The sequence below is a fragment of the Saccharothrix hoggarensis genome (assembly GCF_042678885.1).
GTDB lineage: Bacteria > Actinomycetota > Actinomycetes > Mycobacteriales > Pseudonocardiaceae > Actinosynnema > Actinosynnema hoggarensis.
Genome location: NZ_JBHTLK010000033.1, coordinates 1 through 22,687, shown reverse-complemented (window position 1 = coordinate 22,687; position 22,687 = coordinate 1). Strand labels below are relative to the sequence as shown.

Below are 22,687 nucleotides of genomic sequence, written 5' to 3'. Positions count from 1 at the left end.
GGTCCAGATCAGATCTGGTTGGCGCGCTTGGCCAGCGCCGACTTCTTGTTGGCGGCCTGGTTGGCGTGGATCACGCCCTTGGAGACGGCCTTGTCGAGCTTGCGCGAGGCGTCCTGCGCCAGCGCGACGGCCTTCTCCTTGTCACCGGCCTCGGCGGCCTCACGGAACTTGCGGATCGCGGTCTTGAGCGACGACTTGACGGCCTTGTTGCGCAGGCGCGCCTTCTCGTTGGTCTTGATCCGCTTCAGCTGGGACTTGATGTTCGCCACGCGAAAGCCACCTTTTCCTCGGTCCAGGGGTCGTACCGCGCTTGTCACCGGCTCCGCCCCCTGGGATCAGGGGCGGTTTTCCTCCACAGCGGAATGCCGCGCGGGTACGGCCTGGAAGGATATCAGGGCAGCTCACCGCACCGTGAATCGAGCCCTCCCGTCACCGACGACGACGTCGTAGTCGCCCTTGGCCACCTCGGGCTTGCCGGAGCCGTCCATGTCGCCCGCGGTCACGGCGAGGCGCTTCACGTCGAACGCCACCTCGACGGTCCGCTGCTCGCCCGCCTTCAGCGCGACCCGGGTGAAGCCGACCAGGCGACGGTCCGGCGTCAGCACCTTGCTGACCGGCTGGTGCACGTACACCGGCACGACGAGCGTCCCGTCCCGCTGACCGGTGTTGGCGACGGTCACCGACACCTTCACCTGGTCGTCGCGGCGCGCCTCGGCGGACTTCACCGTCGGCGCGGACGTGGTGAACGTGGTGTACGACAGGCCGTGCCCGAACGCGAACGCCGGGTCGTACGCGGAGCTCTCGCCGGCGTTGGCGCCACGCAGCTGGTCGTACGAGAACGGCTGGTCACCGACGGTCTTCGGCCACGACACGGGCAGCTTGCCGCTGGGGTTGACGGCGCCGAACAGCACGTCGGCGATCGCGCCGCCGCCCTCGGAGCCGGGCAGCCAGCCCGCGACCAGCGCGGGCGCGTCGGCCACCGTGCCGAGCACCTGCGGCCGGCCGGTGAGCAGCACCACGACGACGGGCTTGCCGGTCGCCCGCACGGCGTCCACGAGCCCCTGCTGGTCCGCGGTCAGCGCCGGGGCCTCGGTGTCGGCCTCGCCCTCCGCGCCGGGGTCCTCGCCGAGCACCACGACGACGGCGTCGGCGTCACCGGCCTGCGCGACCGCCTCGGCCCGCGTCGGGGCGCTCACCACGTTGGCGGACGGCGCGGCGGCCCGGATGCCCTGCAGCACCGTCACCGTCGGGGGCAGCGGGGACCAGGTCGGCACGCCCTGCCAGCCGACGGTCCAGCCGCCGAGCTGCCGGGCCACCGAGTCGGCCGCGTCACCGGTCACGACGAGCTTGCCGGCGCCGGTCGACAGGGGCAGCACGCCGTCGTTGCGCAGCAGCACGGTGCTCTCCGCCGCGGCCTGCCGGGCCAGGGGGCGGTCGGCGTCGTTCACGATCGCGTCGGCCCGCTCCGGGTCCACGAACGGCTTCTCGAACAGCCCGAGGTCGAACTTGAGCTTCAGGATGCGCCGCACGGCCTGGTCGATCCGCTTGCCGGGGATCGCGCCGCCGCGCACGCCCGCCAGCAGCCCGGCGGTGAACTCCGCCGCGTTGGACGGCTCCATCGCCATGTCCACGCCGGCGTTGACGGCCATCGCGATGGCCTCCTCGTAGTCCGCCGCCACGTGGTAGCGGTCCACCAGGAACCGGATGTCCTCCCAGTCGGTGATGGCCACGCCCCGGAAGCCCATCCGCTCGCGCAGCTGCGTCGTGAGCAGGTACTTCGACGCGTGGGCCGGCACGCCGTTCACCGCGCCCGAGTTGATCATCACGGTGCCGACGCCGGCGTCGAACTGCGGCTGGAACGCGGGCAGCACGGTGTCCTGGAGGTACCGGATCGGCAGCTGGGCCGGCGCCCGGTCGTGGCCGTTGAACGGCTCGGAGTAGCCCGCGAAGTGCTTGGCGGTCGCGGTGAGCTTCGCCGTGCCGTCGGTCGGGTCGCCCTGCTGCCCGCGCACGTTCGCCGCGGCCAGGGAACCGGCCAGCACGGGGTCCTCGCTGTACGTCTCGTAGTACCGGCCCCAGCGGGTGTCGCGGGCGATGTCGGACACGGGCGCGAAGTTCCAGAACACGCCGGTGGCGCGCATGGCCCGACCGGTGGACGCGCCCAGCCGCTCCAGCAGCTCCGGGTTCCACGTCGCCCCGAGGCCGATCTGGTGCGGGAACATGGTGGCGCTGACGACGTTCGAGTGGCCGTGCACGCCGTCCGCGCCGTAGATCAGCGGGATGCGCAGCCGGCTGTGGTCCAGCGCGTACTTCTGGATGGCGTTGGTCATCTCCGCCCACGCGCGGGGCGTGTTGGGGTTCGGCGCGTCGCCGCCGCCGGACAGGATGGAGCCGACCTTCGCGTCCTCCAGGACGGCCTTCATGCAGTCCGCGCGCAGCGGACCGGGGTTCCACTCGCAGTTGCCGCGCAGCTTGCCCAGCCGGATCTGGGTCATCTGGCCGACCTTCTCCTCCAGCGTCATGCGCTTGAGGAGGTCGTCGACCCGCCGGTCGACCGGCGCGCGGGCGTCCAGGTACTCCTGACCCGGTGGTTCGACGATGCCGCTGGCCTGTGCTCCGGTGACCAGCAGGGCCAGCGCGACCATCGCTCCGAGCGCGGTGCGCTTGCGGGATCTCAACACCGAGAACCTCCACGTGGATCAGGGGACACACCCGGGATCACCCTTCACCGCGTGACGCAGCGCACAACAGGGCCGAACGGCGTATTTGGGAGCGCTCCCAGATCGGCGGCGAATCCCGTCACCAGCGGAGGCGGTGGTCACATCGAATAAAGCAGTACGCGTGTCCGGTTACGCTGGTGGCCGTGACCGCCGCTCTCGACTGGCCCGGCTTCGGGCAGATCTCGCTCGCCGCGCTGCTGTTCCTCTGCCTGGCCGCCGCCCTCGCCGGCGCGGTGGACGCGGTGGTCGGCGGCGGCGGGCTGATCCAACTGCCCGCGCTGCTGTTGGTCGCGCCCGGCGGCCAGCCCTTGTACGCGCTGGCCACGAACAAGATCGCGTCCGTGGTCGGCACGACCGCCGCGGTGCGCACGTACGCCCGGCAGACGACCGTCGACTGGTGGTCGGCGCTGCCGATGGCGGTGGCCGCGTTCGTCGGCGCGGTGGGCGGCGCGGCGTTCGCGGGGGCGTTGGCGCCCGGCGTGCTGAACGGCGTGGTGCTCGTCGCGCTGGTCGGCGTCGGCCTCTACACGTGGCGCAAGCCGCACCTGGGCGTGGCCGAGACGCCGAGGTTCGCGCGCGTCGCGCAGATCGCGCTGATGGCCGCGGGCGGCGCGGTGATCGGCTTCTACGACGGCCTGGCCGGACCGGGCACCGGCACGTTCCTGGTGTTCCTGCTGGTGGGTGTGGTCGGGTTCGCGTTCCTGCGCGCCTCGGCCACCGCGAAGATCGTCAACGTCGCCACGAACCTGGGCGCGCTCCTGTACTTCATCCCGGCCGGGAAGGTGTTGTGGGGCCTGGGTTTGGTGCTCGCCCTGTGCAACGTGACGGGCGCGGTGTTCGGGGCGCGGCTCGCCGTGCGGCGCGGATCGGCGTTCGTGCGCCGGGTGTTCCTCACCGTCGTCGTCGCGCTGGTGGTCAGTCTGGGGTGGAAGGCGGCGACTGGATGACCCGGAACGTCGCGCCCATCGGGTCGCCGACCGTGGTGAACCGGCCGAACCGCGACTCGACCACGTCGCCGACCGTGACGCCGCCCAGCTCGCGGACCTTCTCGGCCGCCGCGTCGGCGTCGGACACCGCGAAGTAGGTCATCCAGTGCGGCGGGATCTCGGCCGGGATCTCGTTGGCCATCCCGAAGATGCCCGCCACCGCGCGGCCGTCCACCTGGAGCTGGGTGTACGGGAAGTCGGGCAGCGGGTCGAGGCCGACGCCGAACACCTGCTGGTAGAACTCCGCCGCGCCGAACGGGTCGCGCGTCGCCAGCTCGTTCCACACCACCGCGCCCGGCTCGTTCACCACGTAAGCGCCGATGTGCGTGCCCGCCTCCCACAGCCCGAACGCCGCGCCCGACGGGTCCACCGCGATCGCGCCGCGGCCCGGACCGCCGGTGTCGAACTCCGGCACGAGCACCTTGCCGCCGTTGGCGCTGAGCGCCTCGATCGACTCGTCGAGGTCGTCGGTGGCCAGGTACGTCGTCCACACCACGGGGAACATCGCGTCCGGCGGCATCTCGCCGAACCCGGCCACGGGCAGGCCGCGCACCAGGGCCATCGTGTAGTGGCCGGTCTCCGGGCCGCCGATCTCGAAGTCCCAGCCGAACAGGCCGCCGTAGAAGTCCATGGTGGCCTGCCGGTCGGTGGTCATCATGTCGACCCAGGCCGGCGTGCCGGGCGTGTACGGGGAGTTCAGCTCGCTCACCTCGCCTACGGTCGCATCGGCAGCCGCGGACCGCGAGTTGATCACCCGAACGTGTGGCTCAAGGCCGGTGGCGGTGATGGCCGATTCACCGAGGGTGAAGAAGCTGTGGTTGGAGTTCAAGGGCTTCGCCCTGGGCGGCAACATGTTCGACCTGGCGCTGGGCTTCATCATCGGCACGGCGTTCGCCGCCCTGGTGGAGAGCCTGGCGGGCAACGTGCTGATGCAGCTGGTCGCCGCGATCTTCGGCCAACCGGACTTCGGCGGGCTGGTGCTCACGGTCAACGAGGCCGAGATCCGCTACGGCGCGTTCCTGACCGAGCTGTTGAGCTTCCTGCTGCTGGGCCTGGTGCTGTTCGGCCTGGTGAAGCTGATGAAGTTGGCCAAGCTCGGCAACTTCCGGGCGCAGGGTTCCCGCGAGTGCCCGCGCTGCAAGGAGTTCATCGCGGTGGACGCCGACAAGTGCAAGTGGTGCACCGCCGACGTCCGCCCCGAGGTGGTGGACGACGACGAAGGCGCGTCGCCCGCTTACTAGTCGCTCTCGCGCGGACGCCTAGTCGCTCTCGCGCGGACGCCTAGTCGCTCTTGCGCGGACGACCGCGCCGGGGTTGGTCGGCGGCCCCGGAGGGCAGCCGACCGGCTTCGGCGAGCGCGCGGCGCAGCAGGAACTCGATCTGCGCGTTCGTGCTGCGCAACTCGTCGTTCGCCCACCTCGCCAGCGCGTCGTGGACGGCCGGGTCGAGGCGCAACAGGACGCTCTTGCGCTCGGCCACGTCAGGTGTACAGCGACCCGGCGTTGACCACGGGCTGGGTGGATCGGTCGCCGCACAGCACGACCAGCAGGTTCGACACCATCGCCGCCTTGCGCTCCTCGTCCAGTTCGACCACGTCCTCCTCGGCGAGCCTGGCCAGCGCGAGCTGCACCATGCCGACCGCCCCCTCCACGATCCGCGACCGCGCCGCCACCACCGCGCCCGCCTGCTGGCGCTGCAGCATCGCGTGCGCGATCTCCGGAGCGTAGGCCAGGTGCGTGAGCCGGGACTCGATGACCTTGACCCCGGCCGACTGCACCCGCGCCGCGATCTCCAGCGACAGCGTCTCGGTGATCTCGTCCGCGTTCTCCCGCAGCGACAGCCCGCTCTCCTCGTGGTTGTCGTACGGGTAGCTGGTGGCGATGTGCCGCACCGCGGTCTCGGTCTGGATGCCGACGAACCGCACGAAGTCGTCCACCTCGAACATGGCCCGCGCCGTGTCCTCGACCTGCCACACCACCACGGCGGCGATCTCGATGGGGTTGCCGTCCGCGTCGTTGACCTTCAACGTCGCCGTCTCGTGGTTGCGGATGCGGGTGGACACCTTCGCCTTCGTGGTGAACGGGTTCGCCCACCTCAGGCCGTCCTGCCGCACGGTGCCGGTGTAGCGGCCCGCGAACTGGAGCACCCGCGACTCGCCCGGCGCGACGGTGAACAGCCCGGCGCCCGCGAGGCCGCCCACGACCACCAGCACCGCGCCGAGGACGAGCACCGGGACGCTCGGCCCGCCGTCGGCGACCAGGCCGAGGACCAGCGCCGCCACGCCCGCCAGCGTCGCGACCACCGCGACGCCCAGCACGCCCCACCCGGACGGCGCCCGCGCCTCGCGCTCCCGAACCACCGGAGTCGGCATCTGCACCGCCGCCACGTCCGCCAGATCCGTCGCGTTCATGTTCCACCCCTCGATCTCATATCGCTCGCTTAGCAAAGTGATATCACTTTTTCAGCGTGCGGGGCAAACCGCACCCGTCATGCGGACCGAACCTGTCCGCAATCGGTCCTACGGTGGGCCCATGACCCCGGTACTGAGCCGCCGCGCCCTCGGCCGCGCCACCCTGGCCCGCCAGTTCCTGCTGGCCCGCACGGACCGGACCGTGCCGGAGGTCGTCTCGCACCTCGTCGGGCTCCAGGCCCAGACCCCGCACACCTGGTACACGGGCCTGTGGTCACGCGTCGCCGGGTTCACCCCCGACCAGGCCGCCGACCTGCTCGTGGACCGCCGGCTCGTGCGCATCGCCCTGATGCGCTCGACGCTCCACCTGGTCGTCGCCGAGGACGCGCTCGCGCTGCGCCCGGTGGTGCAGCCCGCGCTCGGCCGGGACCTGTTCCGCAACCACACGCACGGCCGGGACATGCGCGGCCTCGACGTGGACGCCGTCGTGGCCGCCGGGCGCGCGCTGCTGGCCGAGAAGCCGCGCACGAACAAGGAACTGGGCGCGTTGCTGCACGAGAGGTGGCCCGAGCGCACGCCCGCCGCGCTCGCCTACGCGATCCGCTGCCTGGTGCCGCTGGTGCAGGTGCCGCCGCGCGGGGTGTGGGGGCGCAGCGGCGCCACCGCGCACACGCCGGTCGAGACGTGGCTGGGCGCGCCGGTGGCGGAGGCGCCGTCCGTGGACGACGTGGTGCTGCGCTACCTGGCCGCGTTCGGGCCCGCGACGGTGAAGGACGTGCAGACCTGGTCGGGGCTCACGCGGCTGCGCGAGGTGGTCGAGCGGCTGCCCCTGCTCCGGCTGCGCGACGAGGACGGCCAGGAGCTGTTCGACCTGCCCGACGCGCCCCGCCCGGACGAGGACGTGCCCGCGCCGGCCCGGTTCCTCTACGACTACGACAACATCCTCCTGTCGCACGCCGACCGCCGCCGCGTCGTCACCGCGGACGTCCGGGCGCGGAACTACGACCCGCACGGTCCCGTGCCGCAGTTCTTCCTGTTCGACGGCGTCACCGCCGGTGACTGGAAGCTCCACCGCACCAAGGAGGTCGCCACGCTGGAACTCCGCCCGTTCCATCGTCTGTCCACAATGGACGAGGTTGAGCGGGAGGGTGCCGGCCTGCTCGCGTTCCTCGCGCCGGACGCGCCCAAGCACGAGGTCCGGACAACCTGGCCGGCGGTGTCGCGTCCCTGACTTCATGGGGACGATCACAGTGCGCGCGCCGGGCGCGGAGGACAAGTCGCCGCTCGTCGACATCTACGTCAAGGCCCGGCGCAGCTACTACGAGGGCCACCTGCCCGAGGAGGAGCTGGCCGAGTGGGAGCGGTCCATGAGGGCCCACGACCTCGACTTCGCCCGCCCCGGCCGGACCTGGCTGTGCGCCGACCTCGACGGCGACCTGGCCGGGTTCGCTCTGGTCACGTCGGACGGCGAGCTGGGCCAGCTCCAGGTGGACCCGGCGCGGTGGGGCCGCGGCGCCGGCCTCGCCCTGCACACCGCCGCCATGAACGCCCTGCGCGACCAGGGCCTCACCACCGCCCGCCTCGACGTGTTCGCGCAGAACCACCGCGCGCGGCGCTTCTACACCGCGCGCGGCTGGCGGGAGGTCCGGCGGGACGAGACCCACGTCCGGATGGCGCTGGACCTCACCGCCTGACCTCCGCGCCACACTCACGACGGGACGTGCGCGAACAGCTCCACGGCCGCCGGCACCACCCCGCCGTACTGGCGCAACGACGTCCGCACGTCGGTGAAGCCCGCCGCCTCGGCCTCCCGCATCAGGTCGTACTCGGACGTGTCCAGCGCCCACCGGTGCACGGACACGACCAGCCGCCCGCCCGGCCGCAGCACCCGGAACAGCTCGTGGAACGCCGCCGCCCGGTTCCCCCAGAGCTGGAGGTTGTTGACCGAGATCACCACGTCCACGGAGTCCTCGGGCTGCCCGGTCCGCGCCGCCGCGCCCTCGCGCAGCTCCACCTTGCCCGCCACGATCAGCTCCGCGCACCGGTCGCGCGACTCGTCCAGCATCACGAGCGACGGGTCGACGCCGATCGCCTTCAGCGCGCGCTCGCCCGCCAGCTTGAGGCCGACGCCCGGACCGGGGCCGAGCACCAGCACGACCTCCTCGGACGTCGGAGCGGCCACCTCCGTGACGTGCTCCTCCACCGGCGCGTTCAGCTTGGCCATGACCCGGCCGCCCAGCTCGCCCACCTTGCCCCGCGGGTGGCCGAACGCCGCGTCGAACGCCTTCATCAGGTTGCTCGCCATGCACCCAGCGTCGCCGGACGCCGTTCGGGTCGCATCGGGGATCGCCCGGAGAGCGATCCGGAGATGCGCCCCGGAGATGCGCCCCGGAGACGCCGGTCAGGCGGTCAGGGAGTCAGCGGGTCAGGCGGTCAGGGGGCAGCGGTCAGGGGAGCAGGGGGTCAGCGCCAGCCCATCCGCCGCAGCGCGTCCACGACCAGCGAGAACCGCTCCGGCTCCAGCACCGAGCCCTCGCGCCGGATGTCGTCCTCGTCCAGCTCGAACACCCGGTCCAACCGCAGGTAGGAGCGCCGGCTGTCCCGGTCCCAGCGGCCCGAGCCCAGGTCGAGGCAGTCGTCCTCCTCGTGCCGGTCGGGCGTCTTGCTGGTCAGCATCAGGGCCAGCAGGGCCCGCCGGTGGCGTCCGACGACCAGCAGCGGCCGGTCCTTGCCGCGGGTCGGGTCCTCCTCGAACGGCACCCAGGCCCACACCACCTCGCCCGGGTCGGCCAGCCCGTCCAGGTCGGGGGAGTACTCCAGGGTGGCCGCCACCGCGGCCGTGTGGACCTCGCGCACCGCGCCCCGGACCGGGCGGGCGTCCTCACCGTTCGCGTACACGCGGGGCAGCTTATGGCCTCGGTCACGCACAGGGGGGACGCCACGGCGGCGTGACGTGAGATGCTGTGTGCAGTTGAAATGGGCCCGCGTCCTTGTCCAGACGAAATAGGCCCCCGTCCTTCGTGTGCGAGGAACCTGAGTGAGCACGTTCGCCGACCAGACGTTCACGCCTCCGGAGCTGATCCGGAACTTCTGCATCATCGCGCACATCGACCACGGCAAGTCGACCCTGGCCGACCGCATGTTGCAGCTCACCGGCGTCGTCGAGGAGCGGGCGATGCGCGCGCAGTACCTCGACCGCATGGACATCGAGCGCGAGCGCGGCATCACGATCAAGGCGCAGAACGTGCGGCTGCCGTGGCAGGTCGACGGCCGTGACCACGTGCTGCACATGATCGACACGCCCGGTCACGTCGACTTCACGTACGAGGTGTCGCGCGCGCTGGAGGCGTGCGAGGGCACCGTGCTGCTGGTCGACGCCGCGCAGGGCATCGAGGCGCAGACCCTGGCCAACCTGTACCTGGCGATGGAGAACGACCTCACCATCATCCCGGTGCTGAACAAGATCGACCTGCCCGCCGCGGACCCCGACAAGTACGCCAAGGAGCTCGCCCACATCGTCGGCTGCGAGCCCGAGGAGGTGCTGCGGGTCTCGGCCAAGACGGGCCTCGGCGTCGGCGCGCTGCTGGACGAGGTCGTCAAGCGCGTGCCGGCCCCGGTCGGCGACGCGGACGCCCCGCCCCGCGCGATGATCTTCGACTCGGTGTACGACACCTACCGCGGCGTGGTCACCTACATCCGCGTGGTCGACGGCAAGATCACGCCGCGCCAGCGCATCCGGATGATGTCCACGAACGCGACCCACGAGCTGCTGGAAGTCGGCATCATCTCGCCGGAGCCGAAGCCGAGCGTCGGCCTGGGCGTCGGCGAGGTGGGCTACCTCATCACCGGCGTGAAGGACGTGCGCCAGTCGAAGGTGGGCGACACGGTCACGGCCGAGAAGCACGGCGCCACCCAGCCGCTGGCCGGCTACCGCGAGCCGCGGCCGATGGTCTACTCGGGGCTGTACCCGGTGGACGGCTCCGACTACCCGATCCTGCGCGAGGCGCTGGAGAAGCTGCAGCTCAACGACGCCGCGCTGACGTTCGAGCCGGAGACGTCGGCCGCCCTGGGCTTCGGCTTCCGGTGCGGCTTCCTCGGCCTGCTGCACCTGGAGATCACCCGCGACCGGCTGGAGCGCGAGTTCGGCCTCGACCTCATCTCGACCGCGCCGAACGTGGTGTACCGGGTCGTCATGGAGGACGGCACGGAGCACGTGGTGACCAACCCGTCCGACTGGCCCGACGGCAAGCGGGCCGAGGTGTACGAGCCCGTCACCAAGTGCACGATCATCGCGCCCAGCGACTACATCGGCGCGATCATGGAGCTGTGCCAGTCCAAGCGCGGCCAGCTGGGCGGCATGGACTACCTGTCCGAGGACCGCGTCGAGCTGCGCTACACCATGCCGCTCGGCGAGATCATCTTCGACTTCTTCGACGCCCTGAAGTCGCGCACGCGCGGTTACGCGTCGCTGGACTACGAGGAGTCGGGCGAGCAGGACGCCGACCTGGTGAAGGTCGACATCCTGTTGCAGGGCGAGCCGGTGGACGCGTTCAGCGCGATCGTCCACAAGGACTACGCCTACGCCTACGGCACCAAGATGGCGTCCAAGCTGCGCGAGCTCATCCCGCGGCAGCAGTTCGAGGTGCCCATCCAGGCCGCCGTCGGCGCGCGCGTGATCGCCCGGGAAACGATCCGCGCCATGCGCAAGGACGTGCTCGCGAAGTGCTACGGCGGTGACATCACGCGCAAGCGCAAGCTGCTGGAGAAGCAGAAGGAAGGCAAGAAGCGGATGAAGATGGTGGGCCGCGTCGAGGTCCCCCAGGAAGCCTTCGTCGCCGCCCTGTCGACCGACGACTCCGGCGGCAAGGACAAGGGCAGGAAGTAGGACCACCGGCTACATCCGCGCCGACCGGCACATCTTGGGGTGACCGGTCGGTGTGGAGGCCGAGTCGTGCGTTTTCTCGGGAGATCGTGGCGGAGCTCTGTGGTCGCTCGCGTGCGGCCCGGATGGCTCGACCGCGCTACCGGTCCCCTTCACCGTGCGGGTGTCGTCGAAGATCAAGGTGCGGCCTGCACGTCTGCTGAAAGACGAAAGGGCCCTCAGGACGCCCCTGTCCTGAAGGCCCTCGAAGGGACTGGCGAGCTCAGCCGTGGTTGCGCAGCGTGGTGCTGAGCGCCTGGCGGCGGAGGATCGCTTCGATCTCACGCGCCTCGTGGCTCGTGTGCCGGGCCAGGATGGCTTCCATGTCCATCCGGGCGCTCGGGGTGTTGTAGGCGGCCAACTCGCGGTTCAGGTCCGCTTCCCGCTTGCGGATCTGCCGCCGGGTGGCGAGGTACGTGCGAACGGTCTTCAGAGGGTTGGTCATGTCGCCTTTCGGTCGTCTCTCTGTATCGGTTCACCTACCATGATGCCGCACGTCAGAGCCCTGCGCCGCCATTTCCGGCGTGATCTCCGCCGCAACTGTTACAACGGTGTCAGGGACCCGTCCGGCCACCCCCGCGCAGACGTCGGCGGGGTAACGGCGAGGCGAACCGGACCTCACCGCCCGTCCCGCCCGAGGAGGTCGAGCGCCCTCGCGTACTTGGCCCGCAGCCGGTCCTGGGTGGCGGTGTCGAGCAGCGCCAGCCGGGGCGGTGACAGGTTGTCGGCGATGTCGGCGCGCTTCACCTCGACCGCGACCGGGTCGGTCAGCACGCGCGCGAGGTAGTCCTCCTGCGACTCGCCCTCGCGGTGGCTCAGCGCGAGCACGGTCGCCACCACCTCCGGCGGGCACCCGGCGGCCAGCAGGTCGTCCGCCGTGACGGCGGTGTCCTCGACCACGTCGTGCAGCACGGCCGCCATCCGCGCGTGCTCGCCCGACACGCGGCCCATCACGCGCAGCGGGTGGCCGATGTACGGCTTGCCCGACTTGTCGACCTGCCCGTCGTGGGCGGCGCGGGCGATCCGGATGGCGTCATCAACGGTGAACGTCATCCGCTCATGGTCACACCCCTTGACAAGTCCCAGTGGTCTAGTCCATTTTTCGGGTGGCCCACGTCACTGCGCTGGGCCGTGGCCGCCGACAGGACGTGGAGGTGGACGTGGCTTCGAGGATGAGACGCGCACTGGGCGCGGTGCTGGCGGGTGTGCTGGCGATCGCGGGCCTGACCCTGGTGGTCGTGGGCAGCGCGTCGGCCGCCAACCTGGTCGCGAACCCCGGTTTCGAGGGCAGCACCAGCGGGTGGACGTGCAGCGCGGCGTCGACCGCGTCGACCGCGGTCAAGCGCAGCGGCACGCACGCCCTGGCGGGCAGTCCCGCCGGCCAGGACAACGCGCGCTGCTCGCAGACGATCGCCGTGCAGGCCAACACGGCCTACCAGCTGAGCGCCTGGGTGCAGGGCAGCTACGTCTACCTGGGCGTGACCGGCACCGGCAGCGGCGACAAGAGCACGTGGACGCCGGGCTCGGCCGGGTTCAGCCGGCTCAGCATCGACTTCACCACCGGCGCGACCAGCAGCGTCACGATCTACGTGCACGGCTGGTACGGCCAGCCCACGTTCTACGCGGACGACGTGAGCCTCGACGGGCCGGGCACCCCGCCGTCGAGCAGCACCACCACGACGACCTCGACGACGACGACCACCACCACGTCGACGACCACCACGACGACCACGACCGGCAACCCGAACCCGACGTTGCCCAAGCACGCCCTCACCGGCTACTGGCACAACTTCGACAACGGCTCGCGGCTGCTCCGCCTCGCCGACGTGCCGACCACGTACGACATCGTGGCCGTCGCGTTCGCCGACGCCACCACCACGCCGGGCGCGGTCGCGTTCACCCTCGACCCGACGCTGTCGAGCAAGCTCGGCGGCTACACCGACGCCCAGTTCAAGGCGGACGTGCGGACGCTCCAGGGCCGCGGCCAGAAGGTGATCATCTCGGTCGGCGGCGAGAAGGGCACGATCAGCGTCGGCAACTCCACCGCCGCGACGAACTTCGCCAACAGCGTCAAGTCCCTGATCGCGAACTACGGGTTCGACGGCGTGGACATCGACCTGGAGAACGGCGTCAACGCGACCTACATGGCGCAGGCGCTGCGCAGCATCCACGCGGGCGGCGGCAAGGTCATCGCGATGGCGCCGCAGACCATCGACATGCAGTCCACCGGCCAGGAGTACTTCAAGCTGGCGCTGGCCGTGAAGGACATCCTCACGGTCGTCAACATGCAGTACTACAACTCCGGCACCATGCTCGGCTGCGACCAGAAGGTCTACGCCCAGGGCACGGTGGACTTCCTGGTCGCGCTGGCCTGCATCCAGCTCCAGAACGGCCTGCGGCCCGACCAGGTCGGCCTCGGCCTGCCCGCCTCGCCGTCCGGCGCGGGCGGCGGCTACCAGTCGCCCGCCAACGTCAACGCGGCGCTGAACTGCCTGGCCAAGGGCACGAACTGCGGTTCGTTCAAGCCCGCGCAGACGTGGCCCGGCATCCGCGGCGCGATGACGTGGTCGATCAACTGGGACGCCTCCAACAACTGGCAGTTCGCCAACACGGTGGCGCCGCACCTGGACACGCTGCCGTAGCGCGGCGGAAGCCGTCCCTCCCGTCGCGCCGCGGGAGGGACGGCGGTCCGGCCCGGTGGCGTTTTGCCACGGGAAGACGCGGACCTGCGAATACGCCGCGCCGGCCGTGAGGCGGGTTAGGGTCGCGGCATGCTGGACCGACTCGAAGTGCCCGTCATCGCCGCGCCGATGGCCGGTGGGGCGTCCACACCCGAACTCGTGGCCGAGGTGGGCCGGGCGGGTGGCCTGGGGTTCCTCGCCGCCGGCTACCTCACCGTCGAGGCGGTCGCCGCGCAGATCACCGCGACCACCGCGCTCACCGACCGGCCGTTCGGCGTGAACCTGTTCGTGCCGGGGCCTCGGGCCACCACCGACCTGTCCGGCTACCGCGAGCGCGTCCGGGCGCAGTCGCCGACCGAGCCGGGCGAGCCCCGGTGGGACGACGACGCCTACGCGGCCAAGCTGGAACTCGTGATGGCGCTGCGGGTGCCGGTCGTGTCGTTCACGTTCGGCCTGCCCGACCCGCGGGACGTGCACCGCCTGCACGCCGCCGGCGCCACGGTCGTCGTCACCGTCACCACTCCGCAGGAGGCCGCGCAGGCGGCCCAGGTCGGCGCGGACGCGCTGTGCGTGCAGGGCAGCGACGCGGGCGGGCACCGCGGCACGTTCGCCGACGACGGCGTCTCGCCCGGCGGCGGCGAGCTGTCCGGCGTGCTGGCCGCGTTGCGCGACGTCCGCGCCAAGGTCGACCTGCCGCTGATCGCCACCGGCGGCCTGGTGCACGGCGCCGACGTCGCCGCCGTCATGACGGCCGGCGCGGTCGCCGCGCAGCTCGGCACGGCGTTCCTGGCCACGCCGGAGGCGGGCACGTCCGCCGCGCACCGCCAGGCCCTCCGCGACGGCACCCGCCGCACCGCGTTGACGCGGGCGTTCAGCGGACGTCCGGCGCGCGGGCTGGTGAACCGGTTCCTGGCGGAGAACCAGGACCGGGCGCCCGCCGCGTACCCGGAGGTGCACCACCTGACCAAGCCGGTGCGGGCCACGGGCGACCCGGAGCTGATGTCGCTGTGGGCCGGCCAGACCTACGCGCTGGTCCGACCGGCCCCGGCCGCCGAGGTCGTGGCACGGCTGCTCGCCGAGGCGCGCCAAGCCCTTTCCGTCGCGATCACGCGCATTCCGCCGGGGTAGCACCGGACAATGACGGCGTGACGACCGCGCGCGAGCTGGCCGACGAGCTGTTGACCCTGGTGCTGGACGCCGATCCCGTGATGGCGACCCTCCTCGGCATCCCCGGCTGGGACGACCGGCTGCCGGACCCGAGCGCCGACGCCGAGCGCGCGCTGCGCGACCGTGCCGAGGACATCGCGAAGCGTGCGCGCGTCGGGGACGACGACCCGGTGACGCGTGCGGTGGTCGTGCAGCAGGCGTGGGGCGTGGTGCACCGGCTTGACGCGAAGCTGGTCGAGCACACGCACGCCGAAGGGCTCAACGCGCCGGTCGCCGTGCTGCTCGGGGCGTTGCCGATGGTCCGGCCCGCCGACGACCGCGCCCGGCGCGCCTACCTGGCCCGCCTGTCGTCGTTACCGGGCTACCTGGACGCCCTCGCCCGCCGGCAGCGGGACTCCGACCGCCGCCCGCTGCGGCACCTGGCGGAAGCCGCCGTGGAACGCCTCGACCGCTACCTGGCGGAGGCGGACGACCCGCTGGCCACGCCGTTGCGCGGCACGCCGCTCGCCGCCGACTGCGCGCGCGTGCTGTCGGACGAGGTGCGCCCCGCCGTGGCCCGGTACCGCGACTTCGTCCGCGCCGAGGTCGTGGGACGCGGTCGCGGCGCCGACGAGCCGGGCCTGTGCTGGCTGCCCGACGGGGACGTGCTCTACCGGGACCTGGTCCGCGTCTACACCACGACCGACCACACGCCCGAGGCGCTGCACCGGATCGGGCTCGACCTGATCGAATCGCTGGACCGGGAGTACGAGGAGATCGGCGGGCGGGTGTTCGGCCCCACCGACGCCGCCGGCGTGCGGGCCAGGCTGCTGGCCGACCCGGCGTTGCGGTGGGCCGCCGCCGACGACATGCTGGTGCTGGCCAAGGACTCCATCGCCCGCGCCGAGGAGGCGGCGGGCGACTGGTTCGGCACGGTGCCGGCGGCGCGCTGCGCGGTCGAGGCGGTGCCCGACGCGGAGGCGCCGAACGCGCCGCTGGCCTACTACCTGGACCCGGCGATGGACGGCTCCCGGCCGGGCACCTACTTCGTCAACACGCACCGGGCGGAGCTGCGCGACCGGTTCAGCGCCGAGGCGACGGCGTTCCACGAGGGCGTGCCGGGTCACCACTTCCAGATCGCGCTGGCGCAGGAGCTGCACGGCCTGCCGCTGCTGCGCCGCTTCGCGGCCATCGAGGCGTACCTGGAGGGCTGGGCCCTCTACACCGAACGGCTGGCCGACGAGATGGGCCTCTACCGGGACGACGTCTCGCGGCTCGGCATGCTGTCGGCGGACTCGCTGCGCGCCGCCCGGCTCGTCGTGGACACCGGGCTGCACGCCCTGCGCTGGACGCGGCAACAGGCCGTGGACTACCTGCGCGCCAACGCGGTCATGCCCGACGTCGACATCTTCTCCGAAGTGGACCGGTACATCGAGAACCCCGCGCAGGCGCTGGCCTACATGGTGGGGCGGCTGGAGATCCAGCGCCTGCGCGGGGAGTCGGAGCGGCGGCTGGGCGACCGCTTCGACATCAAGGCGTTCCACGACCTCGTGCTGTGCGGGGGGCCGCTGCCGATGGCCGTGCTCGCCGACGTCGTCGACGAGTGGTGCGACTCAGTCCTCGGCGCCCGAGGTGGGGTTGTTGAGCACTGACTTCCGCTTGCTGTAGGCGAGGTACACGACCAGGCCGATGCCGAACCAGACGGCGAAGCGCAGCCACGTCTCGGGCGCCAGGAACGTGATCAGCCACAGCGAGAACACCACGCCGATGATCGGCACGACGGGCATGCCGGGCGTCTTGAACGTGCGCGGCAGGTCGGGCTGCTTGTACCGCAGCACGATCACCGCGATGCACACGACCACGAACGCCAGCAGGATGCCGATGTTGGTCAGCTCCGCGGCCTCGGCGATGGGCAGGAAGCCAGCGATGACGGCGGACGCGACGCCGAGCACCCACGTGGTGCGCGTCGGCACGTGCTTGACCGGGTGCGTCTTGGCGAACCACTTCGGCAGCAGGCCGTCGCGCGACATCGAGTAGCCGACCCGAGCCGCGCCCATGAGGAACGTGAACAGCACGGTCGTGATGCCGAGCACCGCGCCGACGGAGATGATGATGCCCAGCGCCGGCAGGCCGATGTCGGCGAACGCCGAGGCGAACGCGCTCTCCGAGTCCACGTCCTTGTAGTTGACCATGCCGGTGAGCACGAGGCAGGCCAGCACGTACAGCACCATCGAGATGGCCAGCGAGTAGATGATCGCCTTCGGCATGTGCTTCTGGGAGTCCTTGGACTCCTCGGCGGCCGTGCTCATCGCGTCGTAGCCGAACACCGCGAAGAACACCGTGGCCGCGCCGGTCAGCGCGCCGGAGAGGCCGAACGGGAAGAACGGGTTGTAGTTGCCGGTGTTGATGTGGAACGCGCCGACCACGATCACCAGCAGCACCACGGCGACCTTGAGGTACACCAGGGTGGTCTCGAACCGGGCCGCGTTCTTCATGCCCATGTTCAGCACGAACGCGATCAGCAGGCACAGCAGGACGGCGAAGAGGTTGACCTTGTAGCTGCCCGCCGCGACGTCGGCGCCCTCCGTGCCGGGCGCGCCGAGCATCCACACCGGCAGGTCGATGCCGAGCAGGTTCAGCAGCTCGTTGAAGTAGCCGCTGATGCCGATCGCCACCACGGCCACGATCGCGGTGTACTCCAGCAGGAGGTCCCAGCCGATGAACCAGCCGACGATCTCGCCGAGCACCGCGTACCCGTAGGTGTAGGCGGAGCCCGCCTTCGGGATCAGGCCGGCGAACTCGGCGTACGAGAACGCGGCGGCGGCGCTCGCGATGCCCGCAACGAGGAACGAGATCAGCACGGCGGGACCCGCGGTCTTGTTGGCGACGGCGCCCGCCAGCGAGAAGATGCCGGCGCCGATGATGCCGCCGATCCCGATCGCGGTGAGCTGCCACAGGCCCAGGGTGCGGGTCAGGGCGGTCTTCTCGTCACTGATCTGCTCGATGGGCTTTCGGCGGAACACGCCGCGGCCCTGGCCGAATCCGTTCTGCACGGTCATGCGCCGGCTCCCTCGGGTGGTTGGTGTGCGGCGAACCGTACGCCGGTCCGCCGACACCAGGTTTGTTCGATAGCACCACTCGATGGGGTCATTTTTGTGCGACATGACGATTGCGAGGACGTGCGTCGGACCTCAGTCGCGGGTGAAGACGATCTTCCCCGCGGTCTCGCCGTCGAGCATGGCGCGGAAGCCCTCCTCGGCGCGCTCGAACGGCAGCTCCGCGCCGATCTGCGGGCGCAGGCCGGTCAGCTCGCAGAACGCCAGCAGGTCGCCCAGCTCCTCCCGCGTGCCCATGGTCGAGCCGACCACGCGCAGCTGGAGGAAGAACAGCCGCTGCAGCTCGGCCGCCGACGCGTCACCGCTCGTCGCGCCCGAGATGACCACGATCCCGCCCGGCTTCAGCGACTTCATCGAGTGCGACCACGTGGCGTTGCCGACGGTCTCGAACACCGCGTCCACGCGCTCCGGCAGGCGGGCGCCGGACTCGAACGACCGGTGCGCGCCCAGGCTCTCGGCCAGCGCCCGCTTCTCCTCGGTCCGACCCGTCACCCACACCCGGAACCCCGCCGCACGGCCCAGCTGCACCAGCGCCGTCGCCACACCGCCCGACGCGCCCTGCACCAGCATCGTCTGACCCGGCCGCAGGCCCGACTTCACGAACAGCATCCGGTACGCGGTCAGCCACGCCGTGCCCATGCACGCCGCCTCGGCGAAGCTCAGGCCCGCCGGCTTCGGCAGGACGTTGCGCGCCGGCACGACGACGTGGTCGGCGAACGTGCCCTGGTGCTTCTCGGTGAGCAGCGTGCGGCCGGGGTCGAGCGTCTCGTCGCCCGACCAGTCCGGGTCGCCGATCACGGAGTGCAGCACGACCTCCGTGCCGTCCTCCAGCACGCCCGCGCCGTCGCAGCCCAGGATCATGGGGAACCGGTCCGCCTTGATCCCCACGCCGCGCAGCGTCCACAGGTCGTGCATGTTCAGGCTCGCCGCGCGCACGGCGACCTTCACCCAACCGGGCGGAACCTCGGGTTCCGGTCGGTCGCCCACGCGCAGTGCGGCGATCGGGTCTTGCGGGCTCGGCTCGGCTGCGTAGACGGCGAACATGCGGGCAACTTACCGACTGGTAGTGAGCCGTGTGCGGTGAAGCACGTCACGGGGCTAGGCTCGACGACGTGGTCGACGCGTTCGAGCAGTGGTGGGACGGGGTGGAGCTGTGGCTCGCCCAACTGGCGTTCCCGTTCCAGTTCGCCCTGCTCATGGCCGTGTTGCTGCCGCTGTGCCTGGGTGTCGCCCGCCTGATCGACCGGGTCGTGGACAACGCCTCGACCAGGTTCAACCCCGTGCCGAAGGTCCCGCCGCCGGGCGCCGAGCCGCAGCCCGGGAAGGTGGACCCGGCCCGTCCTTCGTAGGCTCCGGGGCGTGACTCCAGCCCGGCGGCTCTCCGTCGCACTGCTCGGCCTGATCGCGCTCGTCGTGGTCGGCTACTTCGCCAAGGACCTCACCGGCTCCACCCCCGCGCCGCCCGCGCCGTCCACGTCGGGTTCCGTCGCGGCCGAGGCGTCCGGCACGGCGTCCGGCGCCGTTCCGGGCGCCGAGTCCGGGTTGCCGGTGAAGGCGCTGTCCAGCCTGCCCGAACAGGCTGCGGCCACGTGGCGGCTGATCGAGCGCGGCGGGCCGTTCCCGTACCCGCGCAACGACGGCGTGACGTTCCAGAACCGGGAGCGGCTGCTGCCCGCCAAGCCGCGCGACTACTACCGCGAGTACACCGTGCCGACGCCGGGCAGCGACGACCGCGGCGCGCGTCGGCTCGTCACCGGGTCGTCCGACGAGGTGTACTACACAGGTGACCACTACGAGTCGTTCGTCGTCGTGGACGTGACCGAATGACCTACCGGCACGTGGTGCGCCGCGGCGCGCGCTCGAAGAAGGCCGCCATCGGGGCCATCGCGGACGCGTTGAGCTTCCCCGACTGGTTCGGGCACAACCTCGACGCTCTGTACGACTGCCTGACCGACCTGTCGTGGCTGCCCGAGGGCGAGCACGTGCTGGAGTGGGAGGGCGGGAACGCGGACGTGGAGTCCGTGCTGGCCGACGCGGCGGCGCGCACGGCCGAACTGGGCGACCGCGTCCTGACCGTCGTCTACACGGACTGACCCGGTCCGCCACGCTTCCAAGAGCTTCGACCAGCGGTGATCGGCACGGGCGGGGTGCGTCGACCGGATCGTCCCCGCCCGTCCCGAGCCCTCAGTCCTCCGTCGGCACCCACGACGGCTTGCGCTTGCCGACGAACGCGGCGATGCCCTCCTGGCCCTCGGGGCCGCCGAAGTGGCGGGCGGACAGGGCGAGCATGTCGGCGAACACCTCGCCGAGGTCGTTCGAGCGCGGCTCCTGCAGCATCCGCTTGGTCGCGGTCAGGGCGTCGGGCGCGCCGAGCGCGAGCATGTCGGTGTACCGGGTGACCTCGGCGTCGAGGTCGTCGGCGGGCACCGCGGAGTTGATCAGGCCGATGGCGACGGCCTTCGGCGCGGCGAACGTCTCGCCGGTCAGGAACAGCTCGTGCGCGGCGCGGGGGAGCAGGCGCGGCAGCACCGTCACCGAGATGACCGCGGGCACCACGCCGATGCGGACCTCGCTGAACGCGAACGTGGCCGTGTCCGCGGCGACCGCGATGTCGCACGCCGCCACCAGCCCGACGCCGCCCGCACGGGCCGGGCCCGCCAGCCGTGCCACCACGGGCTTCGGGCTCGTCCACAGCTGTTCCAGGATGGCCGGGAACTCGTTGACGCCCTGCTTGTCGGCGCTCGCGCCGCCCGCCTCCTTGAGGTCCATGCCGGAGCAGAACACCGGTCCGGTGTGGCTCAGCACGATCACGCGCACCGCGTCGTCGGCGGTGGCGGCCTTCAGGTGACCGGTCAGCTCGGCGCGGAGCCGCGCGGACAGGGCGTTGCGGTTGTGGGGGGAGTCCAGCGTGATCGTCGCGATGCCACGCCGCACCTCGTAGTGGACCAGCTCGTCTGCCATGCCGGGCACTCTACGATCCCGTGCCTATTGACAGGATGCTGTCAAAACGACAGGATACTGTCATGGAGACGCAGACGGTCCACCTCGCCCTGTACGACACGCTCGCGGACTGGGAGTTCGGGTACGCGACCGCGCACGTCAACAACCCGCAGTTCCAGAAGCAGCCCGGCCGGTACCAGGTGCGGACCGTCGCCGAGACGCTCGACCCGGTGACGTCCATCGGAGGGCTGCGCATCACGCCGGACCTGGCGCTGGCCGACATCGAGCCGGCCGACAGCGCGATGCTGATCCTGCCCGGCGCAGACAAGTGGGTGACCGGCGGCAACGCGGTGTTCGCCGCGGCGGCACGGCGTTGGCTGGACGCGGGCGTGCCGGTGGCGGCGATCTGCGGCGCGACCATCGGCCTGGCCGCGGAAGGGCTCCTCAACGACCGACCGCACGGCGGCAACGCGGTCGAGCAGCTGATGTCCGTGCCGCAGTACACCGGCGCCGCGCACTTCAGCTCCGAGCGCGCGGTGCGGGCGGGCGGACTGATCACGGCCGGCGCGACGTCGGCGCTGGAGTTCGCACGGGAGATCTTCACCGAACTGGACCTGTACGAGCCCGCCGTGACGGAGGCCTGGTACGGCCTCTACCGGACCGGCTCCCCGGAGTGGTTCCGCAAGCTCGTCACCGCGGCGTCATGAACGACGTCCGCACGGAGGTGGAGCCCCGCACCGCGGCGGGTGACGTGCTGACCGACATCATCATGCGCACCTTCCGGCTCTACGGCGGTTTCCTCGAAGCCGCCGAGGTGATGACGAAACCGGTCGGCCTCACCGCCGCGTGGTGGCAGGTGCTCGGCGCGGTGATGCGGCAGCCGCTGCCCGTGGCGGGCATCGCGCGGGAGATGAGCCTGACCCGGCAGAGCGTGCAGCGCATCGCCGACCTGCTGGTGGAGAAGGGCCTGGCCGAGTACGTGCCCAACCCGGCGCACAAGCGGGCCAAGCTGTTCCGGCCCACGGCGGCCGGTTGGGAGGCCGTCTCAGGGCTGACGCGGGCGCAGCACGCGTTCACGAACCGGATCTCGGCGCAGGTCGACCTGGACGACCTGCGCACCACGCTCAAGGTGATGGAACGCCTGATCGAGGCGTTGGACGCGGACCAGCCGCCCGCCTCGGACGGCTAGCTCCGGAGTTGTCCACAGGTCGGGTCCGACGGACCGCGATCGTCGGTCGGACCTGGCAGGATCAAAGCAGGGGTCCCCTTGCCGGGGACCCCTGCAGGGCTTGCACGTGCCGGAACCCCTGCACGGCCTGCGTTTGCCGGGGACCTCTGCACGGCCTGCGTTTGCCGGGGACCTCTGCACGGCCTGCGCTTGCCGGGAACCTCTGCACGGCCTGCGCTTGCCGGGGACCCCTGCGGGGCTTGCGCTTGCCGGGGACCTCTGCACGGCCTGCGCTTGCCGGAGACCCCTGCGGGACTTGCGCTTGCCGCTCGCGTCAGGCGGAAGCGGCGAGGTCGGCGGTCAGGGCGGCTTCGTAGCGGTGGAGGACGAGTTCCGCCACCTCCGGGTCCGGACCCAGCGGCGGGGCGATGATCGCGCCCTCGCCGGCCAGCCGGGTCACGCGGTCCGGCAGGAAGCCCGGCGCCAGGAACCACGACGCCACGGCGACGCGGCGGGCGCCGCCGGCCCGCAGGCGGGCCACCGCGGTCGGCACGTCGGGATCGGCGGACGACGCGAAGGCCGGCTCCACCCCGGCCCAG

At 71.6% G+C, this 22,687-nt stretch carries 26 protein-coding genes; 13 read left to right on the top strand and 13 right to left on the bottom strand.

The window, feature by feature from the left end; genetic code table 11:
* Nucleotides 1–8: 8 nt before the first annotated feature.
* Nucleotides 9–269, bottom strand: a complete 261-nt coding sequence (gene rpsT, locus ACFQ3T_RS09430) for a 30S ribosomal protein S20 (protein WP_380722394.1) — start codon at nt 267–269, stop codon at nt 9–11.
* Nucleotides 270–401: 132 nt separating this feature from the next.
* The gene (locus ACFQ3T_RS09425; protein WP_380722392.1) at nt 402–2,678 is read right to left on the bottom strand and encodes a glycoside hydrolase family 3 N-terminal domain-containing protein; all 2,277 of its coding nucleotides are present in this window, start codon (nt 2,676–2,678) and stop codon (nt 402–404) included.
* 185 nt (nt 2,679–2,863) lie between these two features.
* Between ACFQ3T_RS09425 and ACFQ3T_RS09420 the strand changes: the two genes are divergently transcribed.
* A complete protein-coding gene (locus ACFQ3T_RS09420) occupies nt 2,864–3,667 on the top strand; it encodes a sulfite exporter TauE/SafE family protein (RefSeq protein WP_380722390.1) in 804 nt (267 codons plus the stop codon).
* Here ACFQ3T_RS09420 and ACFQ3T_RS09415 read toward each other — a convergent pair.
* Nucleotides 3,636–4,415 (bottom strand): VOC family protein, encoded by a 780-nt coding sequence (locus tag ACFQ3T_RS09415; RefSeq protein ID WP_380722388.1) that lies wholly within the window; start codon nt 4,413–4,415, stop codon nt 3,636–3,638. The genes ACFQ3T_RS09420 and ACFQ3T_RS09415 overlap by 32 nt on opposite strands.
* A gap of 76 nt (nt 4,416–4,491) precedes the next feature.
* Here ACFQ3T_RS09415 and ACFQ3T_RS09410 point away from each other — a divergent pair, with 76 nt between their 5' ends.
* Nucleotides 4,492–4,947 (top strand): MscL family protein, encoded by a 456-nt coding sequence (locus ACFQ3T_RS09410; RefSeq protein ID WP_380722386.1) that lies wholly within the window; start codon nt 4,492–4,494, stop codon nt 4,945–4,947.
* 40 nt (nt 4,948–4,987) lie between these two features.
* On the opposite strand, the gene ACFQ3T_RS09405 is transcribed toward ACFQ3T_RS09410, so the two are convergent.
* Entirely contained in the window at nt 4,988–5,185 is a 198-nt protein-coding gene (locus ACFQ3T_RS09405) for a hypothetical protein (protein ID WP_380722384.1), read from the bottom strand.
* Nucleotide 5,186: 1 nt separating this feature from the next.
* Nucleotides 5,187–6,116: an SPFH domain-containing protein gene (locus ACFQ3T_RS09400; RefSeq protein ID WP_380722382.1), complete on the bottom strand. Its 930-nt coding sequence runs from the start codon at nt 6,114–6,116 to the stop codon at nt 5,187–5,189.
* Between the two features lie 121 nt (nt 6,117–6,237).
* On the opposite strand from ACFQ3T_RS09400, the gene ACFQ3T_RS09395 reads away from it, so the two are divergent.
* Both ACFQ3T_RS09395 and ACFQ3T_RS09390 read left to right on the top strand, forming a co-directional pair.
* A complete protein-coding gene (locus tag ACFQ3T_RS09395; protein ID WP_380722380.1) occupies nt 6,238–7,347 on the top strand; it encodes a winged helix DNA-binding domain-containing protein in 1,110 nt (369 codons plus the stop codon).
* A gap of 4 nt (nt 7,348–7,351) precedes the next feature.
* On the top strand, nt 7,352–7,810 hold the full coding sequence (locus ACFQ3T_RS09390; protein ID WP_380722378.1) for a GNAT family N-acetyltransferase: 459 nt from the start codon (nt 7,352–7,354) through the stop codon (nt 7,808–7,810).
* Between the two features lie 14 nt (nt 7,811–7,824).
* On the opposite strand, the gene ACFQ3T_RS09385 is transcribed toward ACFQ3T_RS09390, so the two are convergent.
* Together ACFQ3T_RS09385 and ACFQ3T_RS09380 are read right to left on the bottom strand one after the other, a co-directional pair.
* Nucleotides 7,825–8,421 carry a class I SAM-dependent methyltransferase gene (locus tag ACFQ3T_RS09385; RefSeq protein ID WP_380722376.1) on the bottom strand — a complete coding sequence of 199 codons (597 nt, stop codon included), beginning with the start codon at nt 8,419–8,421 and terminating at the stop codon, nt 7,825–7,827.
* A gap of 158 nt (nt 8,422–8,579) precedes the next feature.
* Nucleotides 8,580–9,014 carry a type II toxin-antitoxin system PemK/MazF family toxin gene (locus tag ACFQ3T_RS09380; RefSeq protein WP_380722374.1) on the bottom strand — a complete coding sequence of 145 codons (435 nt, stop codon included), beginning with the start codon at nt 9,012–9,014 and terminating at the stop codon, nt 8,580–8,582.
* Between the two features lie 139 nt (nt 9,015–9,153).
* Here ACFQ3T_RS09380 and lepA point away from each other — a divergent pair, with 139 nt between their 5' ends.
* A complete protein-coding gene (gene lepA, locus ACFQ3T_RS09375) occupies nt 9,154–11,001 on the top strand; it encodes a translation elongation factor 4 (RefSeq protein ID WP_380722372.1) in 1,848 nt (615 codons plus the stop codon).
* Nucleotides 11,002–11,260: 259 nt separating this feature from the next.
* On the opposite strand, the gene ACFQ3T_RS09370 is transcribed toward lepA, so the two are convergent.
* Together ACFQ3T_RS09370 and ACFQ3T_RS09365 are read right to left on the bottom strand one after the other, a co-directional pair.
* Nucleotides 11,261–11,482 (bottom strand): hypothetical protein, encoded by a 222-nt coding sequence (locus ACFQ3T_RS09370; RefSeq protein WP_380722371.1) that lies wholly within the window; start codon nt 11,480–11,482, stop codon nt 11,261–11,263.
* A 173-nt stretch (nt 11,483–11,655) separates the two neighbouring features.
* On the bottom strand, nt 11,656–12,090 hold the full coding sequence (locus ACFQ3T_RS09365; protein ID WP_380722370.1) for a phosphohydrolase: 435 nt from the start codon (nt 12,088–12,090) through the stop codon (nt 11,656–11,658).
* A gap of 119 nt (nt 12,091–12,209) precedes the next feature.
* Here ACFQ3T_RS09365 and ACFQ3T_RS09360 point away from each other — a divergent pair, with 119 nt between their 5' ends.
* The 3 genes from ACFQ3T_RS09360 (at nt 12,210) to ACFQ3T_RS09350 (ending at nt 16,516) form a co-directional block, all read left to right on the top strand.
* Complete coding sequence (locus ACFQ3T_RS09360; protein WP_380722369.1) at nt 12,210–13,679, top strand: chitinase; 1,470 nt, start codon at nt 12,210–12,212, stop codon at nt 13,677–13,679.
* 129 nt (nt 13,680–13,808) lie between these two features.
* Nucleotides 13,809–14,846 carry an NAD(P)H-dependent flavin oxidoreductase gene (locus tag ACFQ3T_RS09355; RefSeq protein ID WP_380722368.1) on the top strand — a complete coding sequence of 346 codons (1,038 nt, stop codon included), beginning with the start codon at nt 13,809–13,811 and terminating at the stop codon, nt 14,844–14,846.
* A gap of 17 nt (nt 14,847–14,863) precedes the next feature.
* On the top strand, nt 14,864–16,516 hold the full coding sequence (locus ACFQ3T_RS09350) for a DUF885 domain-containing protein (protein ID WP_380722367.1): 1,653 nt from the start codon (nt 14,864–14,866) through the stop codon (nt 16,514–16,516).
* On the opposite strand, the gene ACFQ3T_RS09345 is transcribed toward ACFQ3T_RS09350, so the two are convergent.
* Together ACFQ3T_RS09345 and ACFQ3T_RS09340 are read right to left on the bottom strand one after the other, a co-directional pair.
* Nucleotides 16,478–17,923, bottom strand: coding sequence for an amino acid permease (locus ACFQ3T_RS09345; protein WP_380722366.1), 1,446 nt, complete (start codon nt 17,921–17,923; stop codon nt 16,478–16,480). The genes ACFQ3T_RS09350 and ACFQ3T_RS09345 overlap by 39 nt on opposite strands.
* A 132-nt stretch (nt 17,924–18,055) precedes the next feature.
* Nucleotides 18,056–19,024 carry a zinc-binding dehydrogenase gene (locus ACFQ3T_RS09340; RefSeq protein ID WP_380722365.1) on the bottom strand — a complete coding sequence of 323 codons (969 nt, stop codon included), beginning with the start codon at nt 19,022–19,024 and terminating at the stop codon, nt 18,056–18,058.
* Between the two features lie 68 nt (nt 19,025–19,092).
* Between ACFQ3T_RS09340 and ACFQ3T_RS09335 the strand changes: the two genes are divergently transcribed.
* Genes ACFQ3T_RS09335 through ACFQ3T_RS09325 form a run of 3 tightly spaced genes read left to right on the top strand, consistent with a single transcriptional unit; the run spans nt 19,093 to nt 20,073 of the window.
* Complete coding sequence (locus tag ACFQ3T_RS09335) at nt 19,093–19,329, top strand: hypothetical protein (RefSeq protein ID WP_380722364.1); 237 nt, start codon at nt 19,093–19,095, stop codon at nt 19,327–19,329.
* Between the two features lie 10 nt (nt 19,330–19,339).
* Nucleotides 19,340–19,807 (top strand): ribonuclease domain-containing protein, encoded by a 468-nt coding sequence (locus ACFQ3T_RS09330; protein ID WP_380722363.1) that lies wholly within the window; start codon nt 19,340–19,342, stop codon nt 19,805–19,807.
* Nucleotides 19,804–20,073 carry a barstar family protein gene (locus ACFQ3T_RS09325; RefSeq protein ID WP_380722361.1) on the top strand — a complete coding sequence of 90 codons (270 nt, stop codon included), beginning with the start codon at nt 19,804–19,806 and terminating at the stop codon, nt 20,071–20,073. The genes ACFQ3T_RS09330 and ACFQ3T_RS09325 overlap by 4 nt, the downstream gene beginning before the upstream one ends.
* A gap of 91 nt (nt 20,074–20,164) precedes the next feature.
* Here ACFQ3T_RS09325 and ACFQ3T_RS09320 read toward each other — a convergent pair whose 3' ends face one another.
* Entirely contained in the window at nt 20,165–20,941 is a 777-nt protein-coding gene (locus tag ACFQ3T_RS09320) for an enoyl-CoA hydratase-related protein (protein ID WP_380722359.1), read from the bottom strand.
* Nucleotides 20,942–21,003: 62 nt separating this feature from the next.
* Here ACFQ3T_RS09320 and ACFQ3T_RS09315 point away from each other — a divergent pair, with 62 nt between their 5' ends.
* On the top strand, nt 21,004–21,627 hold the full coding sequence (locus ACFQ3T_RS09315; protein ID WP_380722357.1) for a DJ-1/PfpI family protein: 624 nt from the start codon (nt 21,004–21,006) through the stop codon (nt 21,625–21,627).
* Nucleotides 21,624–22,109 (top strand): MarR family winged helix-turn-helix transcriptional regulator, encoded by a 486-nt coding sequence (locus ACFQ3T_RS09310; protein ID WP_380722355.1) that lies wholly within the window; start codon nt 21,624–21,626, stop codon nt 22,107–22,109. The genes ACFQ3T_RS09315 and ACFQ3T_RS09310 overlap by 4 nt, the downstream gene beginning before the upstream one ends.
* A gap of 313 nt (nt 22,110–22,422) precedes the next feature.
* Here ACFQ3T_RS09310 and ACFQ3T_RS09305 read toward each other — a convergent pair.
* Nucleotides 22,423–22,687 (bottom strand): CbiX/SirB N-terminal domain-containing protein (locus tag ACFQ3T_RS09305; protein ID WP_380722353.1); only part of this gene is annotated, 265 nt, incomplete at its 5' end.

What these genes read in the sequence shown, in the direction of transcription:
- ACFQ3T_RS09315 (WP_380722357.1), top strand. Translation starts at nt 21,004, where the DNA reads ATGGAGACGCAGACGGTCCACCTCGCCCTGTACGACACGCTCGCGGAC.
- ACFQ3T_RS09345 (WP_380722366.1), bottom strand. Translation starts at nt 17,923, where the DNA reads ATGACCGTGCAGAACGGATTCGGCCAGGGCCGCGGCGTGTTCCGCCGA.
- ACFQ3T_RS09355 (WP_380722368.1), top strand. Translation starts at nt 13,809, where the DNA reads ATGCTGGACCGACTCGAAGTGCCCGTCATCGCCGCGCCGATGGCCGGT.
- ACFQ3T_RS09385 (WP_380722376.1), bottom strand. Translation starts at nt 8,421, where the DNA reads ATGGCGAGCAACCTGATGAAGGCGTTCGACGCGGCGTTCGGCCACCCG.
- ACFQ3T_RS09310 (WP_380722355.1), top strand. Translation starts at nt 21,624, where the DNA reads ATGAACGACGTCCGCACGGAGGTGGAGCCCCGCACCGCGGCGGGTGAC.
- ACFQ3T_RS09320 (WP_380722359.1), bottom strand. Translation starts at nt 20,941, where the DNA reads ATGGCAGACGAGCTGGTCCACTACGAGGTGCGGCGTGGCATCGCGACG.
- ACFQ3T_RS09340 (WP_380722365.1), bottom strand. Translation starts at nt 19,024, where the DNA reads ATGTTCGCCGTCTACGCAGCCGAGCCGAGCCCGCAAGACCCGATCGCC.
- ACFQ3T_RS09370 (WP_380722371.1), bottom strand. Translation starts at nt 11,482, where the DNA reads ATGACCAACCCTCTGAAGACCGTTCGCACGTACCTCGCCACCCGGCGG.
- ACFQ3T_RS09395 (WP_380722380.1), top strand. Translation starts at nt 6,238, where the DNA reads ATGACCCCGGTACTGAGCCGCCGCGCCCTCGGCCGCGCCACCCTGGCC.
- ACFQ3T_RS09390 (WP_380722378.1), top strand. Translation starts at nt 7,352, where the DNA reads ATGGGGACGATCACAGTGCGCGCGCCGGGCGCGGAGGACAAGTCGCCG.
- ACFQ3T_RS09365 (WP_380722370.1), bottom strand. Translation starts at nt 12,090, where the DNA reads ATGACGTTCACCGTTGATGACGCCATCCGGATCGCCCGCGCCGCCCAC.
- ACFQ3T_RS09360 (WP_380722369.1), top strand. Translation starts at nt 12,210, where the DNA reads ATGAGACGCGCACTGGGCGCGGTGCTGGCGGGTGTGCTGGCGATCGCG.
- ACFQ3T_RS09410 (WP_380722386.1), top strand. Translation starts at nt 4,492, where the DNA reads ATGGCCGATTCACCGAGGGTGAAGAAGCTGTGGTTGGAGTTCAAGGGC.
- ACFQ3T_RS09325 (WP_380722361.1), top strand. Translation starts at nt 19,804, where the DNA reads ATGACCTACCGGCACGTGGTGCGCCGCGGCGCGCGCTCGAAGAAGGCC.
- ACFQ3T_RS09400 (WP_380722382.1), bottom strand. Translation starts at nt 6,116, where the DNA reads ATGAACGCGACGGATCTGGCGGACGTGGCGGCGGTGCAGATGCCGACT.